The sequence below is a fragment of the Massilia niabensis genome, from assembly GCF_042655085.1.
Classification (GTDB): domain Bacteria; phylum Pseudomonadota; class Gammaproteobacteria; order Burkholderiales; family Burkholderiaceae_D; genus Telluria; species Telluria niabensis.
The window spans coordinates 815997-831566 of sequence record NZ_JBHSMU010000015.1; the positions used below are offsets into that span (position 1 = coordinate 815997).

The 15570-nt window shown below is 64.0% G+C and carries 17 protein-coding genes; 8 read left to right on the forward strand and 9 right to left on the reverse strand.

The features are described from left to right. Window positions 1–22 precede the first annotated feature (22 nt). Together ACFPN5_RS18100 and ACFPN5_RS18105 are read right to left on the reverse strand one after the other, a co-directional pair. Entirely contained in the window at window positions 23–763 is a 741-nt protein-coding gene (locus tag ACFPN5_RS18100; RefSeq protein ID WP_379785173.1) for an oxygen-binding di-iron domain-containing protein, read from the reverse strand. Window positions 764–796: 33 nt separating this feature from the next. Then, a complete protein-coding gene (locus tag ACFPN5_RS18105; protein ID WP_379785174.1) occupies window positions 797–1237 on the reverse strand; it encodes an ester cyclase in 441 nt (146 codons plus the stop codon). A gap of 87 nt (window positions 1238–1324) precedes the next feature. Between ACFPN5_RS18105 and ACFPN5_RS18110 the strand changes: the two genes are divergently transcribed. After that, window positions 1325–1984, forward strand: coding sequence for a TetR/AcrR family transcriptional regulator (locus ACFPN5_RS18110; protein WP_379785175.1), 660 nt, complete (start codon window positions 1325–1327; stop codon window positions 1982–1984). Here the strand turns inward: ACFPN5_RS18110 and ACFPN5_RS18115 are convergent. From ACFPN5_RS18115 to pgi, 4 genes are all read right to left on the reverse strand, one after another. Then, complete coding sequence (locus ACFPN5_RS18115; protein ID WP_379785176.1) at window positions 1981–2835, reverse strand: SIS domain-containing protein; 855 nt, start codon at window positions 2833–2835, stop codon at window positions 1981–1983. The genes ACFPN5_RS18110 and ACFPN5_RS18115 overlap by 4 nt on opposite strands. A 19-nt stretch (window positions 2836–2854) precedes the next feature. After that, a complete protein-coding gene (zwf, locus tag ACFPN5_RS18120; protein ID WP_379785177.1) occupies window positions 2855–4330 on the reverse strand; it encodes a glucose-6-phosphate dehydrogenase in 1476 nt (491 codons plus the stop codon). Between the two features lie 312 nt (window positions 4331–4642). Then, on the reverse strand, window positions 4643–5500 hold the full coding sequence (locus tag ACFPN5_RS18125; protein WP_379785740.1) for an SMP-30/gluconolactonase/LRE family protein: 858 nt from the start codon (window positions 5498–5500) through the stop codon (window positions 4643–4645). Window positions 5501–5562: 62 nt separating this feature from the next. Beyond that, a complete protein-coding gene (gene pgi / locus ACFPN5_RS18130) occupies window positions 5563–7206 on the reverse strand; it encodes a glucose-6-phosphate isomerase (protein WP_379785178.1) in 1644 nt (547 codons plus the stop codon). Window positions 7207–7536: 330 nt separating this feature from the next. On the opposite strand from pgi, the gene edd reads away from it, so the two are divergent. From edd to ACFPN5_RS18150, 4 genes are all read left to right on the forward strand, one after another. After that, entirely contained in the window at window positions 7537–9456 is a 1920-nt protein-coding gene (gene edd, locus ACFPN5_RS18135; protein WP_379785179.1) for a phosphogluconate dehydratase, read from the forward strand. 14 nt (window positions 9457–9470) lie between these two features. Next, window positions 9471–10091: a bifunctional 4-hydroxy-2-oxoglutarate aldolase/2-dehydro-3-deoxy-phosphogluconate aldolase gene (eda, locus tag ACFPN5_RS18140; protein WP_379785180.1), complete on the forward strand. Its 621-nt coding sequence runs from the start codon at window positions 9471–9473 to the stop codon at window positions 10089–10091. A gap of 13 nt (window positions 10092–10104) precedes the next feature. Next, window positions 10105–10668 carry a Rhs element Vgr protein gene (locus ACFPN5_RS18145; protein ID WP_379785181.1) on the forward strand — a complete coding sequence of 188 codons (564 nt, stop codon included), beginning with the start codon at window positions 10105–10107 and terminating at the stop codon, window positions 10666–10668. A 175-nt stretch (window positions 10669–10843) separates the two neighbouring features. Further along, window positions 10844–11335 carry a hypothetical protein gene (locus tag ACFPN5_RS18150; RefSeq protein ID WP_379785182.1) on the forward strand — a complete coding sequence of 164 codons (492 nt, stop codon included), beginning with the start codon at window positions 10844–10846 and terminating at the stop codon, window positions 11333–11335. Between the two features lie 15 nt (window positions 11336–11350). On the opposite strand, the gene ACFPN5_RS18155 is transcribed toward ACFPN5_RS18150, so the two are convergent. Continuing rightward, window positions 11351–12322, reverse strand: coding sequence for a CE1 family esterase (locus ACFPN5_RS18155; RefSeq protein ID WP_379785183.1), 972 nt, complete (start codon window positions 12320–12322; stop codon window positions 11351–11353). 164 nt (window positions 12323–12486) lie between these two features. Between ACFPN5_RS18155 and rpiA the strand changes: the two genes are divergently transcribed. Together rpiA and ACFPN5_RS18165 are read left to right on the forward strand one after the other, a co-directional pair. After that, complete coding sequence (gene rpiA / locus ACFPN5_RS18160; RefSeq protein WP_379785184.1) at window positions 12487–13164, forward strand: ribose-5-phosphate isomerase RpiA; 678 nt, start codon at window positions 12487–12489, stop codon at window positions 13162–13164. After that, entirely contained in the window at window positions 13164–13493 is a 330-nt protein-coding gene (locus ACFPN5_RS18165) for a hypothetical protein (RefSeq protein WP_379785185.1), read from the forward strand. Before rpiA ends, ACFPN5_RS18165 begins: the two co-directional genes overlap by 1 nt. Window positions 13494–13505: 12 nt before the next feature. Here the strand turns inward: ACFPN5_RS18165 and arfB are convergent, their stop codons facing one another. Beyond that, window positions 13506–13904 (reverse strand): alternative ribosome rescue aminoacyl-tRNA hydrolase ArfB, encoded by a 399-nt coding sequence (arfB, locus tag ACFPN5_RS18170; protein WP_379785186.1) that lies wholly within the window; start codon window positions 13902–13904, stop codon window positions 13506–13508. A gap of 240 nt (window positions 13905–14144) precedes the next feature. Between arfB and ACFPN5_RS18175 the strand changes: the two genes are divergently transcribed. Then, window positions 14145–14549, forward strand: coding sequence for a hypothetical protein (locus tag ACFPN5_RS18175; RefSeq protein ID WP_379785187.1), 405 nt, complete (start codon window positions 14145–14147; stop codon window positions 14547–14549). 116 nt (window positions 14550–14665) lie between these two features. Here the strand turns inward: ACFPN5_RS18175 and ACFPN5_RS18180 are convergent, their stop codons facing one another. Beyond that, entirely contained in the window at window positions 14666–15508 is an 843-nt protein-coding gene (locus ACFPN5_RS18180; protein WP_379785188.1) for a DUF817 domain-containing protein, read from the reverse strand. Between the last annotated feature and the right edge of the window lie 62 nt (window positions 15509–15570).

A 15570-nucleotide genomic window follows, 5' to 3' on the forward strand; every position in this document is an offset into this window, starting at 1 on the left:
CACGGCCTTGCGGCTTGCGGCATCATCGCAGCGATGCGTTGCTAACGAGTCTTTCACCGAGGGCACGCAGCAGGCCCGCTCCATCTCCATACCAAGCGCTTCCATGCATGCATGCCAATGTGCCGGGCGATTCGGCGGCGAGGTGGTCGATGAGTTGCCGCGTATTCGTCGAATGCGAAAAATAATCCATTGGTTTGCGAAATGCTTCGCTATTCTCCAGGATATCCTCGTTGGTCAATGCGGCGGCGCCGATGCCGCCCTGGGTGAACAGATCGCCACAAAACATCGTGTTGGTCCGGGTATCCATCAGGAAGCCCGTTTCCCAGCCGTGGGGCAAATGCGGGGCATCGAGCCACTTGACCGAGCGTTTCCCCAGCGCGAGCTCGGCGCCGTCGGCCATTGCATGGGCTGGCCTGTCGGCGAAATCATTTACCGACACCATTGCTGCAACCTGACTGCACAAGGGGGCGGAGTGCGGCGCAACGGCCAGCCACTCATTGATGGAGCCACATTCATCCGCTTCAAAATGTGACAGGGCGATGAAACGCAACTGGCTGACCGGAATGACGCTTTCGACCGCCTCCCGGACCAGGGGAAACATTCTTCGTGGCCCGGTATGAAAAAGAAGCGGCTGGTCATCGACGACCAGGTACTGGTTGAACGAGAACCCGCCAGGTACCAGGCTTACCGGCGTATTGATGCGATAGACGCCGTCGGCGATCTCGTGGACATTGGTACCGGCAGATAGATTGGTAATGCCCATTTCACACTCCAGACAAAGGCGGCTGACCAGTATTCAGGCCGGGATGGCGACCGGTTCGGATAACTGGCGGATGATCGCTGCCTGGTCGAGCCAGACGTTTTCGCGCCTGATCTTGCCGTCCGCCGCGACCTCGAAAATGTGCAGGATCCGGAAGCTGAGCGGCCTGCCGTGGCCGGGGATGCCCATCGGGTTGCCGACGGCCTTCCCGTGCCAGATACTTTCGTCAACGACAAAGTCATCGCCATACAGGCGCTTGATGGTCGTGACCTTTTCGCCCGCAAGGTCCGAAAACATCTGGTCATAAAACGCCCTCGCTGCCTGCTTGTCATGCGAGGCGCCAGCCGGCCAGCCGACGAGGTCATGCGTGAGATCGTCAACGAGCGTGGACAACACCCCGTCCACATCGTCTTGCGCCTCGTAGCGGAAATGCCGGTCAATCAGGGAATCAAACTGGGATTTCGTCAAGACAGCCATGATTTTTCCTTGAACGTGTGTACAAGTGCTTCGTTTGGCTATAATAAACAGGTGTCTCATATGAGACGCCTGTCTTATTTTTAGACCATGCCAAACCAAACGTCAAGCGCCACGCAGTCGCCTCCCACGGTGTCGCGCACCAACCTGCAGAAGGGGCGCGCCAACCAGAAGCAGCGTACCTACCAGGCCCTGCTCGATGCCGCGCTCGGCCTCAGCGAGGCCGGGCAACAGCCTACGCTGCAGGACATCGCCAAAAAAGCCATGGTGTCGCGCGCCACCGCGTACCGGTACTTTCCTTCGGTCGACGCACTCATCCATGAAGCGTATTTTGGCCGCGGCGTTGTCCCGCTCGATGAAGTGGTGGCGCCTGGCCCCGACCCGGTGGAAGCGGCCGGACGCGCGGCCGACGCCATGAACCGCCTCCTGCTGGGGGACGAGGCCGGCGTCCATATCGTTGAACGCGCCTTCATGCAGATGTGGCTGGACAATGCTTCGGAAGACCGTCCTGCGCGGATGGCAAGGCGGATGAACTACATCGATCCGATTGTGGACAGTCTCGCCGACCGGCTCGATGATGGAGCCCGGTCGCGCTTGCGGACAGGCCTGGCAATGACCATGGGGACGGAGGCGATCCTGGCGATGCGCGATGTCGCCGGCGCATCCAGGGAGGAGGCGATTGCTGCCGGCATCTGGGCGGCCCAGTCGCTGGTGCGCCAGGCACTGGCCGAAGCCAGCCGCCAGTCTTAGCCGATGAACGAATCGAACTGCATGTCGAATTCTTCGAGCGCCTTTTGCGCGTTCTGCATTTTTTTCCGGAACTCGGGCCCGCGCTGTAGCGCCAGGCCGACGGCCAGCACGTCGATCACCACCAGGTAGGCCAGGCGCGCCGAGATCGGCGTGTAGGGGTCGATGTTGAAGACGAGGTCGATCGGAATCAGCACGGTCGCCATGTCGGCCAGCGGCGTGCCCGAGGGCGCGAGCACGATGACGTCGGCGCCGCCGCGCCGCGCCAGCTTGGCCGAGCGTACCAGCGAGGAGCTGTTGCCGCGCTGGGAGATGGCGACCACCGCATCGCCTTCGCGCAGCAGTGAAGCGGCAATCGAATGGATGGCCGGGTCGGCATAGGCCACGGTCGGCACGCCGGAGCGGAAGAATTTGTGCTGGGCGTCGGCGGCGACGATGCCGGACGTGCCCTGGCCGTAGAACTCGATTTTATTAGCGCGCGACAGGATGTCGAGGGCCTTTTGCACCGATTCGGCATTGAGGTTGTTGCGCAGGTCGAGCAGGGTATTGATCGAGCGGCTGCAGATCTTGTTTACCAAATCCGCCGCCAGGTCGTCCTGCGCCGGCTGCTCGTTGGCGGCGGGCAGGGCCAGCGCCAGGCCTTGCGCGAGTTTCAGCTTGAACTCGTGCCAGCCGTCGTAGCCCAGCGTGCGGCAAAAGCGCACGACGGTCGGCTCGGACACCTGCGCGCTCCTGGCGAGCGCCGTGATGTTCTGGCTGACCGTGGTGGCGGGCGCTTCCAGCACCGCCAGCGCGACCTTGCGCTCGGACTTCGAGAGCGAGTCGAGCTGGGTGCGGATCATGTCGAGCAGCATAAATGAGCTTGTGATGAGATCAGTCTTCGGGCAGCGCTTCTTCGCGCCACTGCAGGCCGTCGCGGCCGATCAGTGCCGAGGAGGCGGCCGGGCCCCAGGTGCCCGAGGCATATGGCACCGGCGCCGTGTCGTCCTGCTCCCAATGGTTCAGGATCGGCTCGACCCATTCCCAGGCTGCTTCCAGCTCGTCGCCACGCATGAACAGGGTCAGCTGGCCACGCAGGACATCGAGCAGCAGCCGCTCGTAGGCTTCCATGCGCGGCGCCTTGAACTGCTCGCGGAAGTCGAGTTCGAGCTCGGCCTGTTTCAGGCGCATGCTGTCGCCTGGGGTCTTGGCCATCAGGTTCAGGGATAGCCCTTCGTCCGGCTGCAGGCGGATCACCAGGCTGTTCGGCTGGAAGCTCGAAGTCGGCTGGTTGAAGATCGAATGCGGGATCTGCTTGAAGCGCACCACGATCTCGGCCAGGCGGTCGGCCATGCGTTTTCCCGTGCGCAGGTAGAAGGGCACGCCGGCCCAGCGCCAGGTGTCGATCTCGGCCTTCATGGCGACAAAGGTTTCGGTCTTCGAGTGCTTGGGCGCGTCCGGCTCGTCGCGGTAGCTCGGCACGGCCTTGCCGTCGACGTGTCCGGCGCGGTACTGGCCGCGCACGATGTTCTGGCTCAGCGTGGTCGGCGTAAAACGTTTCAGCGAACGCAGCACCTGCAGCTTGGCGTCGCGCACCGCGTCCGGCGAAATCGAGGTCGGCGGCTCCATCGCCACGATGCACAGCAGTTGCAGAAGGTGGTTCTGCAGCATGTCGCGCAGCGCGCCCGAAGTGTCGTAGTAACCAAGGCGGTTGCCGACGCCGATCTTCTCGGCGATGGTGATCTGCACGTCGGAGATCCACTCGCGGCGCCAGAGCGGCTCGAACAGCACGTTACCGAAGCGCAAGGCCAGCAGGTTCTGCACGGTTTCCTTGCCGAGGTAGTGGTCGATCCGGTAGATCTGCGATTCGGCGAACACCTTGCCGACATCGAGGTTGATCTGCTTGGCCGAATCGAGGTCGCGCCCGAGCGGCTTTTCCAGCACGACGCGGGAGTTCGGCGTCGCCAGGCTGGTTGCGGCAAGGTTGTCGCAGATCTGGGCGAACAGGTGCGGCGGCGTCGCCAGGTAATACACGCGCGTGATCGCTTCCTCGGGACGCAAGGTCTCGACCAGGGGGCCATAGGTCTTGACGTCGGTGGCGTCCAGCGCGACATACGTAATGCGTTTGAGGAAACTGCTCCACTTGTGCTCGTCGACGCTTTCCTGGTCCTTGATGTGCTGCTTCGAATGCGAGTCGATGAAGTTCAGGAACTCTTCCTGCGAGCTCTCGTTGCGGCCGACGCAGATGATGCGGGCGGTAGGCGGCAAGTCGCTGCAGACATCGCGCGCATACATCGCAGGCAGGAGCTTGCGCATCGCAAGGTCGCCGCTGCCGCCAAAAAGAACGAGGTCGAAATCGGAAAGAGCCATAGTGTGTTCAGGGTCGCAAATGGTAAGGGAAGCTGTTCATGTAAATTTACTACATGAATATGCGCTTAGCAAGAAATTCTACTACGTAAGGATGGGCCGCGGCGTAGGGTGGTCGGCTCCACCTTGCTGCATGATCGGTCCGGGTGCGTGCGCCGCCCACGCGTTCAACCATCCTCTGCATATCGCGATGTTCATCCGTGCGTCGGACGCGTGGACGGCGCACGCGTCCCGTGAATGCCGATAAATAGGGTAGAGCCGTCCGGTGAACCCGTCATTGAGGCCATTGGCCTCAATGACCCCTACGAAGCCAACTTAGCGCCGATATTCCGGCTGCACCTGGCCCGCCACATCGACACGCATGCACAGCACCTTGCCGGTCAGCGGATACTGCGCAAGCTCCGCGCTCGAGCGGCCGTGGCTGGCGCTGGTGACGTACAGGGTGCGCAGGTCGGGGCCGCCGAAGGCGACCGCCGTCGGGCAGCGCAGCGGCAGCGGGATGTCGCGCAGCAGTTCGCCGCTTGGGGACAATTTCAACAGGCGGCCGCCTTCGAACATCGCGACCCAGTAATTGCCCTCGCAGTCGACCGCCGCGCCGTCCGGGCGCCCGCCGTAGTCCGCCGCGCTTTTATCGAGCGAGAAGGTGGCCAGGGTACGCCCATTCGACGCCACCCCCATCGCGGCATCGAAATCGTAGCGGTCGATGCGGTGGCTGGTGGTGTCGGCATGGAACATGGTGTGGCCATCCGGCGACCAGGCCAGCCCGTTCGAGTTCGTCATGCCCCCCGACCAGGCGAGGCGCAAGACGTCGCGCTCGAGCACGTACATTTCGGCGGCGGGCTTGTCGCGCGGCTCGTACATGGTGCCGACCCAGAAGCGCCCGGCAGGGTCGACGCGGCCGTCGTTGAAGCGGGTGATCTTGGTGTCGTACGGCGCCGGGCAGATATCAATCATGTCGCCGCTGGTCGTGTTCAGGCGCACGAAGCCGGCACGGGTGGCCACCACCAGGTTGTTGTCGCCATCGATGGCCAGCGCCGAGGGCTCGGAACCCATCTTCCAGCTCGAAAACTTGCCGCTGGCCGGGTGCAGGCGGTTCACGGTCAGGCCGTTGATGTCGACCCAGTACAGTGCCGACTCGACCTCGTGCCAGAGAGGGCACTCGCCCACCTGCATCGGCTGGTCATGGGCGACGTGGATCTTCAGGTCGGATTTCTGGTGTCTCACGTTGCCACCTATCATACGGCGGCCTTTGCGCGGGCAATCAGGCCATTGGTCGAGCTGTCGTGCTGCTCCGGCGCCGGAGCACCCGCCAGCTCCGCCTCGATCTTCTTGGCCAGCACCTTGCCCAGTTCCACGCCCCACTGGTCAAAGCTGTTCAGGTCCCAGATCACGCCTTGGACGAAGGTCTTGTGCTCGTACAGCGCGATCAGGGCGCCCAGCGTGGCCGGGGTCAGGTATTCCATCAGGATCGTGTTGCTCGGGCGGTTGCCGGGGAAGGTCTTGTGCGGCGCCAGGCGTTCGATCTCGGCAAGGGCCAGGCCCTGCTGCTGCAGGTCGACGCGCACCTCGTCGATCGTCTTGCCCTTCATGAAGGCTTCCGACTGGGCAAAGCAGTTCGCCAGCAGGGCAGTGTGGTGGTTGTGCAGTTCGTGGGCAGGGCGCAGCGCGGCGATGAAGTCGATCGGCGTCACGTCGGTGCCCTGGTGCAGCAGCTGGAAGTAGGCGTGCTGGCCATTGGTACCGGGCTCGCCCCAGATCGCCGGGCAGGTCGGCGTGTCGACCGGCTCGCCGTCGCGCGTCACGCGCTTGCCGTTGCTTTCCATGTCGAGCTGCTGCAGGTAGGCCGGGAAACGGTTCAGGTCCTGGTGGTAGGGCGCGATCGTCACCGAGGTGCAGCCGAGGAACTGGCGGTTCCAGAAGCCCACCAGGGCCAGCAGCATTGGCATGTTCTCTTCCACCGGCGCGGTGAGGAAGTGCTGGTCCATGGCGTGGGCGCCGGCCAGGAAATCGCTGAAGTAGCCAAAGCCGACGGCCAGGGCCACCGGCAGGCCGATCGCCGACCAGACCGAATAACGTCCGCCGACCCAGTCCCAGAACGGGAACATGTTGGCCGGGTCGATGCCGAAGGCCTTGATCGCTTCCACATTGGTCGACACCGCCACGAAGTGCTTCGCCAGGGCTTCTTCCGGTGCATGCGCCACGAACCACATGCGCGCGGTTTGCGCGTTCATCATGGTCTCGGCCGTCGTGAACGTCTTCGAGGCGATGATGAAGAGCGTGGTTTCCGGGTCCACATTTTCCAGCGCCGCGTCCATGTCGTGGCCATCCACGTTCGACACGAAATGCAGGGTCAGGCGCGGGTGGCTGTACTGGCGCAGCGCCAGGCACACCATCTTCGGGCCGAGGTCCGAGCCGCCGATGCCGATGTTGACGATGTCGGTAATCGGTTTGCCCGTGTGGCCCAGCCACTCGCCACTGCGCACGGCATCGGTGAAGGTCTTGATGCGGGCGAGGACGGCGTGCACGTCGGCGCCCACGTCCTGGCCGTCGACGTTGAGCTGGGCACCTTGCGGCGCGCGCAGGGCGGTGTGCAGGACGGCGCGGTTTTCGGTGTTGTTGATCTTGTCGCCAGCGAACATCGCATCGCGGCGCCCCTCGACGCCACGCTCGCGTGCAAGCGCTGTGAGCAGTTCAAGCGTGCGCCCGTCCAGACGGTTTTTTGAATAGTCTAGGAACAGGCCGGCGGCCTCGATCGACATGCGCTCGAAGCGGTCCGGGTCGGCCGCGAACAGGCTGCGCATCTGCCAGTCTTCTGCCTCGACGGCATGGGTTTCAAGGGCGTGGAAGCTGGCGGTGCTGGTAAGGGACAAGGCGGTCATGTTGAGCGTGCGATGTTGTTTTGGACAGGTTATTGAATAATACAGGAATCGTCCGTAAATTCACTACGAAATGCTCCAGTCCGGCTTCCACGTGCTGATCGATATGCAAATGTTGTACGGCGTGGGCTCAAGAGCCCACACTACAAAAGCGTGCGTTAATCACACCGCATAATGCGCGGCACTCGTCGGGTTTTCGTAGGGTGGGCGCGGCCGGCGTAGGCACTTGTGCCCACGCGGTATGGCACAGCACCCCAGCTGCGAAACCAGAGCCCGCAACCGCCCATCTCATTCTGTAGTAAAATTTCAGAATACAATTTCGAAGGAACGATAATGACGCTCCACCCTGTAGTTGAACAGGTAACGAACCGGATCATCCAGCGCAGCCGCGCCTCGCGCGCCGCTTACCTTGCCCACCTTGAGGCGGCGCGCATCCACGGCGTGCAGCGCGGCGCCCTGTCGTGCACCAACCTCGCGCACGGCTTCGCCGCCTTCCCCCAGAACGACAAGCTCAAGCTGCGCGAAACGAAAAAACCCTCGGTCGCGATCGTCTCGTCGTACAACGACATGCTGTCGGCGCACCAGCCGTTCGAATACTTCCCGGCCGTGATCAAAGACGCCGTGCGCGAGATCGGCGCCGTGGCCCAGTTCGCCGGCGGCGTGCCCGCCATGTGCGACGGCGTCACGCAAGGCCAGCCGGGCATGGAACTGTCGCTGTTCTCGCGCGACACCATCGCCATGTCCACTGCCGTGGCGCTGTCGCACAACATGTTCGACGCCGCCCTGTACCTCGGCATCTGCGACAAGATCGTGCCGGGCCTCCTGATCGGCGCGCTGCACTTCGGCCATATCCCGGCCGTGTTCGTGCCCGGCGGCCCGATGACCTCGGGCCTGTCGAACAAGGAAAAGGCGCGCGTGCGCCAGCTCTACGCGCAGGGCAAGGCCAGCCGCGAAGAACTGCTCGAGTGCGAGTCGCAGTCCTATCACGGCGCCGGTACCTGCACCTTCTACGGCACCGCCAACAGCAACCAGATGCTGATGGAGATGATGGGCCTGCACCTGCCGGGCGCCGCCTTCATCACGCCGGGCACGCCGCTGCGCGATGCGCTGACCCGCGCCTCCTCGCAGCAGGCGGTGGCGATCTCCCAGCAGGGCGGCAACTACATGCCGGTCGGGCACATCGTCGACGAAAAGAGCATCGTCAACGCCATCGTCGCGCTGCACGCGACCGGCGGCTCGACCAATCACACGCTGCACCTGGTTGCCATCGCCCGTGCCGCCGGCATCGTCATCGACTGGAACGACTTCGATGAGCTGTCGAAGGTCGTGCCGTCGATCACGCGCATCTACCCGAACGGCGACGCCGACGTAAACCACTTCCAGGCTGCCGGCGGCCCGGGCTTCGTGATCCGCGAGCTGCTCGATGCCGGTCTGGCGCACGAGGACGTGAACACGATTCTCGGCCACGGCCTGCGCAAGCACTGCAAGGAGCCTTTCCTCGGCGAGGACGGCAAGGTCGTGTGGCGCGACGTGCCGGTACAAAGCGGCGACGAATCGGTGCTGCGCCCGCACACCAACCCGTTCAGCGATAACGGCGGCATGGTGCTGGTGAAGGGTAACCTCGGCCGCGCGGTGATGAAGGTGTCGGCCGTGAAGAAGGAGCACCAGGTTGTGGAAGCCCCTGCGCTGACCTTCAATTCGCAGGAAGATTTCATGCATGCCTACAAGGCCGGTCACCTGAACCGCGATTTCGTGGCCGTGATCCGCTTCCAGGGCCCGCGCGCGAACGGCATGCCGGAACTGCATGCGCTCACCCCTTCGCTGTCGAACCTGCAGGATGCCGGCCACCGCGTGGCGATGGTGACGGACGGGCGCATGTCGGGCGCGTCGGGCAAGGTGCCGGCGGCGATCCACGTGTCGCCCGAAATTCTGGCCGGCGGCCCGCTCGGCCTGGTGCGCGACGGCGACATGATCCGTGTCGATGCGAATGCCGGCACGCTCGAAGCCCTGGTGCCGGCCGACGTATGGGCCGCGCGCAAGCAGGTCACGGCCGACATCTCGTCGTCCCACATCGGCATGGGGCGCGAGCTGTTTGCCATGTTCCGCAATTCGAGCAGCGCGGCGGAAGAGGGCGCGGCCACCTTCCCGCTGCCGTCGCCGAAACAAACCACCGTGCCGTTGCATGAGGGCGCCGACAGCGGCGAAATCATGCCCGGCTCCGACGAAGATTTCCTGTTCAGGACCCAGAAATAACCATGACTACGACCATGACCATACTTGACATCATGCGCTCGGCGAGCGTGATTCCCGTGATCGCCATTGACGATCCGGAGCACGCCGTGCCGCTCGCGAAAGCCCTGGTTGCCGGCGGCATCCGCGTGCTCGAAGTGACCTTGCGCACGCCGCACGGGCTGGGTGCGATCCGCGCCATGGCGCAGGTCGAAGGCGCCATCGTCGGCGTCGGCACCCTGACCCAGGGCGAGGAATTCGCCGCCGCGCGCGACGCCGGCGCCGTGTTCGGCGTCTCGCCGGGGCTGACGCCGGCCCTGATCGAGGCGGCACGAAAGAGCGGCCTGCCGCTGCTGCCGGGCGTGATGACGCCGTCGGAAGTGATGGCGGCGCGCGAAGCCGGCTTCAGGGAACTGAAGCTGTTCCCGGCGGTGCCGGCGGGCGGCGTCGGCATGCTCAATGCGATCGCCGGCCCGCTGCCGGACGTGACCTTCTGCCCGACCGGCGGCATCTCGATCGATACCGCGCCGGCTTTCCTGGCCTGCAAGAACGTGGCCTGCGTCGGCGGTTCGTGGCTGACCCCGAAGGACGCCATCGCCGCCGGCGACTGGGGCCGTATCACCGAGCTGGCCAGGGCCGCGGCGGCGCTGCGCGCATAAGATTGGCCCGGGTTTGACTAGCCGCCGCTGGCGCCCGCTCACCGCGGGCGAGATCGCAATGGCGTCGCTGCTGTTTGGCGACGCCATCGACTACGCGCGCGTGCGCGTGTTCTCGCGGCGCTACCTGCCTTACCTGCAGCCGAAGAACTGCGCGATGACGCCGAACGGCAGCATCTACTTCCACCATTCCTGCTTCCTCGACGACTACGCCCAGGCCAGCATCGTAGGCCAGCACTGGTTCATGCACGAGATGGTGCACGTCTGGCAGCACCAGCTCGGCTACCCAGTACGGCTGCGCGGCGCGGTGCGCCTCGGGCTGCCCTACCACTACGACCTGCATGAGGACGCGCTTCTCTCCGACTACAACATGGAAGCACAGGGCGACCTGCTGGCCGATTACTTCGTGCTGAAGTTCCTGGGGCGGCCGGAGGCGATGCGGCAGCGGCGCTACCAGGGCGAGCTGGCGCTGTACGAGCGGGTGCTGGCGGGGTTCCTCGCTGACCCTCGCAGCCGCGAGAACCTGCACCGCGGGCCGGCGCGGCAGCTGGCGCGCCTGCCGCTGTGGCGGCGGGTGTGACGGGTAAAGTCCAACAGTCCGAATCACTGCGTTCAATCACCCTCTGCGCACCGCACATCTGCATATGCCGTCTCCGGCATTCCACTCCCCATCCCGCCATTGATTTTTCTCAATGCTGCCATGCAGCAACATTGTAGTCTTATTCCTCACCACTTTCTTGTTTTCCGACTCCGCGATGAAACCGCTTCTGATCCTGTGCCTTGCCTGCCTGGCCGTGCTTCCTGCTCAGGCGGCACGTCGCGTCGGCGAAGCGGAGGTGCGGGCGGGGGCGAACGGCGTGCCGTGCTTTACGATTTCGCAGCGCGAAGAAGGGCGCGGCGGCACGCCTGACTTTGGGTCGATCACGGTCACGGCGAGCGGGGACAAGCTTCCCCTGTGGCGCATGGCCATGCCGCGCGATCGGACATTTCCGGTCGCCTTCAGCATGTGCATCCCCTACGGCGGCCGGATACCGGCGCTGCCGCAAACGCCGGCCGCGGTGCTGAAGGAGGGCGAGCTGTACACGGTCGTCATCGACGCCCGCCCCGGCAAGAGCCCGGCGCGCCCCTTGCGCTACCAAACCCGTTTCTGCCTGGCGCGCCAGCCGGCAGGCCTGAAGGTGCACCATGTCGGTGCGGAGCGGCGCGCGGGCCGCGACCAGTATGGCTGCCTGCCGGGCAGGGACTGAGCCCGCATCACCTACTCACCGATTGGCAGGCAGTCCGGCGCGTTTGTGCCTGAAGAATTCCCACGCAGCTTCCGCCACCTCGATATCGGCATTCTGCGCGCCGACCAGCGCAGTGATGAACCAGGGATAGCGCTTGCGGCGGCTCGGCTCCACATGGCCCCCGCGCTCGATCCTGTACAAGCCTACCTGGAGCCCATCCGGGGCTTGTCCCCACATGGAGCAGGTGACACTGGTTTTGCCCCCGGCTTCGCGCTCGATGGGGTACGACGCATCCGGCATGTCAGGCAGGCCGGCCAGTTCGCGCCATACCTTCACGCTCTCCTCGATACTGCTGACCCGATCGAGGAAACCCAGCACATACAAGTATTTGCCCCCGTGATAGGGCATCAGGGGATCGGCGGTGGCGCCAAAGACCAGGACCGGCAGCGCTACCACCGGCATCCTGGCCCGCCCTGGCGGGGGCATGTTGGCGAGAACGGTCGAGAACGCCGCCAGCCTGTGCGGGATCTCGATTGCCAGGCGATACGCCATATGGCCGCCGCGCGACATACCGATCAGGTAGACGCGCTGCGGATCAACTTCGTGCTCGGCGATGGCGCGATCGATGACCGCCTCGATGAAGGCGACATCGTTCTTCCTGGCGACCCGGGCAGCGCTGGCGAAGCAGTCGTTCCAGCCACCTTTGCCGGCATCAGGGGCCACCACCACGAGTTGTTCGCGTTCGGCAATGTCGAGCCACAAGGACAGGGGCGAGGGCGGAAACGCCAGGCCCAGGACCTGCTCGGCCGAGAGGAAGGCGCCGTGCAGGACCACGACCAGCGCCCGCTTGCCCGGACCGGGCCTGGCGGGCACCGCAATCAGGTAGCGCCGCCTCCCTTCGGGACGGTCGAGCGTTGCCGTCACGGGCCGCAGGCCAGTAGCCACGCTCTCGCGGCTGCCACGGAAGGCGGCTTTCAGTACCGATTTGAGCCTGGAGTAGCTGGGCATGTGCCTTCCACGTGGGCGCGTTGTGAAGTGTTGGTGATTTCCGCAGTTCATTATAAATCTGCATGGGCAGGGACCGGAAATGCATGCCCGGCACCTGTCCCTGCGGCCAGGGACACCCCGATCCGCTAAAATGTCGCCTTTCCTTCTTTACCATTGCGGACATCATGACTCAGGACGAACTCAAGCAAGCCGTGGCACGCGCCGCCATCGATTACGTGGTCGACGGCGAAATCATCGGCGTGGGCACGGGCTCGACGGCCAACTTCTTTATCGACGAACTGGCGAAGATCAAGGACCGCATCAAGGGCACCGTTGCCTCTTCGGAAGCCACCGCCGAGCGTCTGCGCGGTCACGGCATTCCCGTGTTCGACCTGAACGAGGTCGAGTCGATCGCCGTCTACATCGACGGTGCCGACGAAATCACCGATAGCGGCGCCATGATCAAGGGCGGGGGCGCGGCGCTCACGCGCGAAAAGATCGTCGCTTCCGTGTCGAAGCAGTTCGTGTGCATCGCCGACGGCTCGAAACTGGTCAAGACCCTGGGCAAGTTTCCGCTGCCGGTGGAAGTCATCCCGATGGCGCGCGCGGCCGTGATGCGCAAGCTGGCCAGCCTCGGCGGCCAGCCGCGCCTGCGTACGAAAGCCGGCAGCGATGAGGCCTTTATCACCGACAACGGCGGCGAGATCATCGACGTGGCCGGCATGGAGATTGCCGATCCGGTCGGCGTTGAAACCCACATCAACGGCATCGTCGGCGTGATCGCGGTGGGCCTCTTCGCCCAGCGCGGCGCCAACGTCTGCCTGCTGGGCACGGCCGATGGCGTGAAGACCCTCACGTTCTGATGATGAAACGCTTACTGCCGCTGATGATGCTCGCCGCCCTGAGCGGCTGTGCGATGTTCGGAAAGAAGCCGGCCACGCCGGCAGTCGCGGCGGCGGCCACATCGGCACCGCAACTGGTCGATGCCGGCGGCGCGCTGATCGAGCGCGTGCCCTACCGGGTCGGCGTGTCTTCGGTGACCGTCGAGCAGCTGGCGCGCCAGCATGCCTGCACGGGGCAGGGCGCGGGACTGGTGACCGCGCCGGGACCGGTCGAGGTCTATCGCCTGCAGTGTGCGGGCGGCAGGGTGTTCATGGCGCGCTGCGAGCTGCGCCAGTGCCGAAAAATGTAAGGCCGACGGTAATTACTCTCGTACCTTGCCGCGCAGCGCCTTGACCTGGCCGCTGCGCGTTTTTTCATCCAGCCGGCGCCGCTGCGAGCCGCGCGTCGGCTTGGTTGCCCGGCGCACGAGCTGAATCTCGGCCGCCGCATCGACCAGCGCCTGCAGGCGCTGCAGCGCATCTTCCTTGTTCTGTTCCAGGCTGCGCGATTGCTGCGCCTTGAGCACCACCACGCCGTCGCGGGTGATGCGCGAGTCGCGCATGTCCAGCAGGCGTTCCTTGACGTAAGCCGGCAGCGACGAGGCGCCGACGTCGAAGCGCGCGTGAACGGCGCACGACACCTTGTTGACGTTCTGTCCGCCCGGCCCCTGGGCGCGAATCGCAATGAACTCGACTTCAGCCGGATTGAGCGCTACGGCCATATTGATTCCATGAAACGATAAGTGATGTCAGCCGAAGCCAGGGCTCGTGCGTTAGTGGTGCTAGGCGCAAAGGCAGTAGCCAACAGGCAGCAGATGCGATACATGGGCTCATACCTATGAATTGTGGAAGTTTGAACGCAGCCGTTTCCGGACAGGTGCGCGCACGTTACAAGTGTAACGTGTGGCATGTATTTTCTGGAAAGGGTAATCTAATGACAACAAATTGTTAAGGAGCAAATCATGAACAAAACCACCATTTCCGCCCTGATGCTGGCTGTCGCCGTTCTCGCCACCGGTTGCAAGAAAGCCGACAACGACCCTTCGACCGGTCCTGCACAGGAAGCCGGCGCAGCGATTGACAATGCTGGCGCGAAGGTCGCCGAGGAAACGAAGGAAGCCGGTGCTGCTGTTGGCGCTGCTACCGAGCGCGCTGCCGAGAACGTCGATCAGGCCGCCGAGAAGGCCGCTGCGAACGTCGACCAGGCAACCGACAAAGCCGCCGAGAACCTGAAGGAAGCCGGCGCCGAAGTGCGCCAGGAATCGAAGGAAGCCGCTGCTGAAGTCGCTGCAGGCGCAGACGCCGTTACCGACAAGGCTGGCAAGGGCATCGAGCGCGTCGGCGAAAAAATGCAGGACAAGCGCTAAGCTGCCGCAGTTCTCGTAGCCGGCACCCGCTGCTGGCTGGGAACCTCGATAGCCGTTGCAAGCAAAAGGCCACACACCTGCCATGCAGGTGTGTGGCCTTTTGCGCTTTTCAGCTCTTACGCCTCGGCGATATGGATTTTCGATTTGATGTGCTTCAGGCCGGCCACGATCGTGAAGGTCATGATCACCAGCAGCGACCAGGAACTCCATTTGCTCAGGTGGACGATCGACCAGGCGCCGAGCTGGTCCGGATAGCGCCACAAGCCCCAGAACGTACCGATATTCTCGGCCAGCCAGATGAAGAAGCCGATCAGCACGAAGCCGAGCATCAGCGGCATCTGGCGGTCGCGGTCGAGCGGGCGGTAAATGACGACGGTGCGCGAATACAGCCCGAGCGCGCAGGCCGCCAGGTACCAGCGGTAGTCGCCAATGTAATGGTGGGTGAAGAAATTCGCATAGATCAGGATGGCAATCAGTGCCGCCATCCAGTAGGGCGGATGGTGGCGGATGCGCAGGTCAAACATGCGCCAGGCCTGCACGATATAACTGCCCACCGACGCGTACATGAAACCGGCGAACAGCGGCACCCCGAAGGTCTTGGTGTACGCAAAATCGGGATAACTCCAGGACTGGATGCTGCCGGACACTTTGAAGGCCTCGAGCGCAAAGCCGACCACGTGGAACAGGCAGACGGCTTTCAGTTCATCCCAGGTTTCCAGTCTGGCGTACACCATCCAGAACTGGATCGCGAGCGCGACGATCAGTAGCATGTCGTAACGTGGAATGCCGAGGATGCCGGAGCGCGGCATCAGGAGCATCGCGGCGAGAAAAGTGAAGACGAACAGGCAGGAGCGCGCGTTCTTGAAGCCGAAATACAGGAATTCGATCAGACCGCGGCGCAGCCATGTCATGTGCCGCGGGCGGGCGTCCATCAGGTGGTTGTCAAACGCGGCAAGCATGTTGATCTTCTTTTTTTGGATGCACCGATTCTACGCCGGGCTCCGCTGCGCCGGAATAGCCC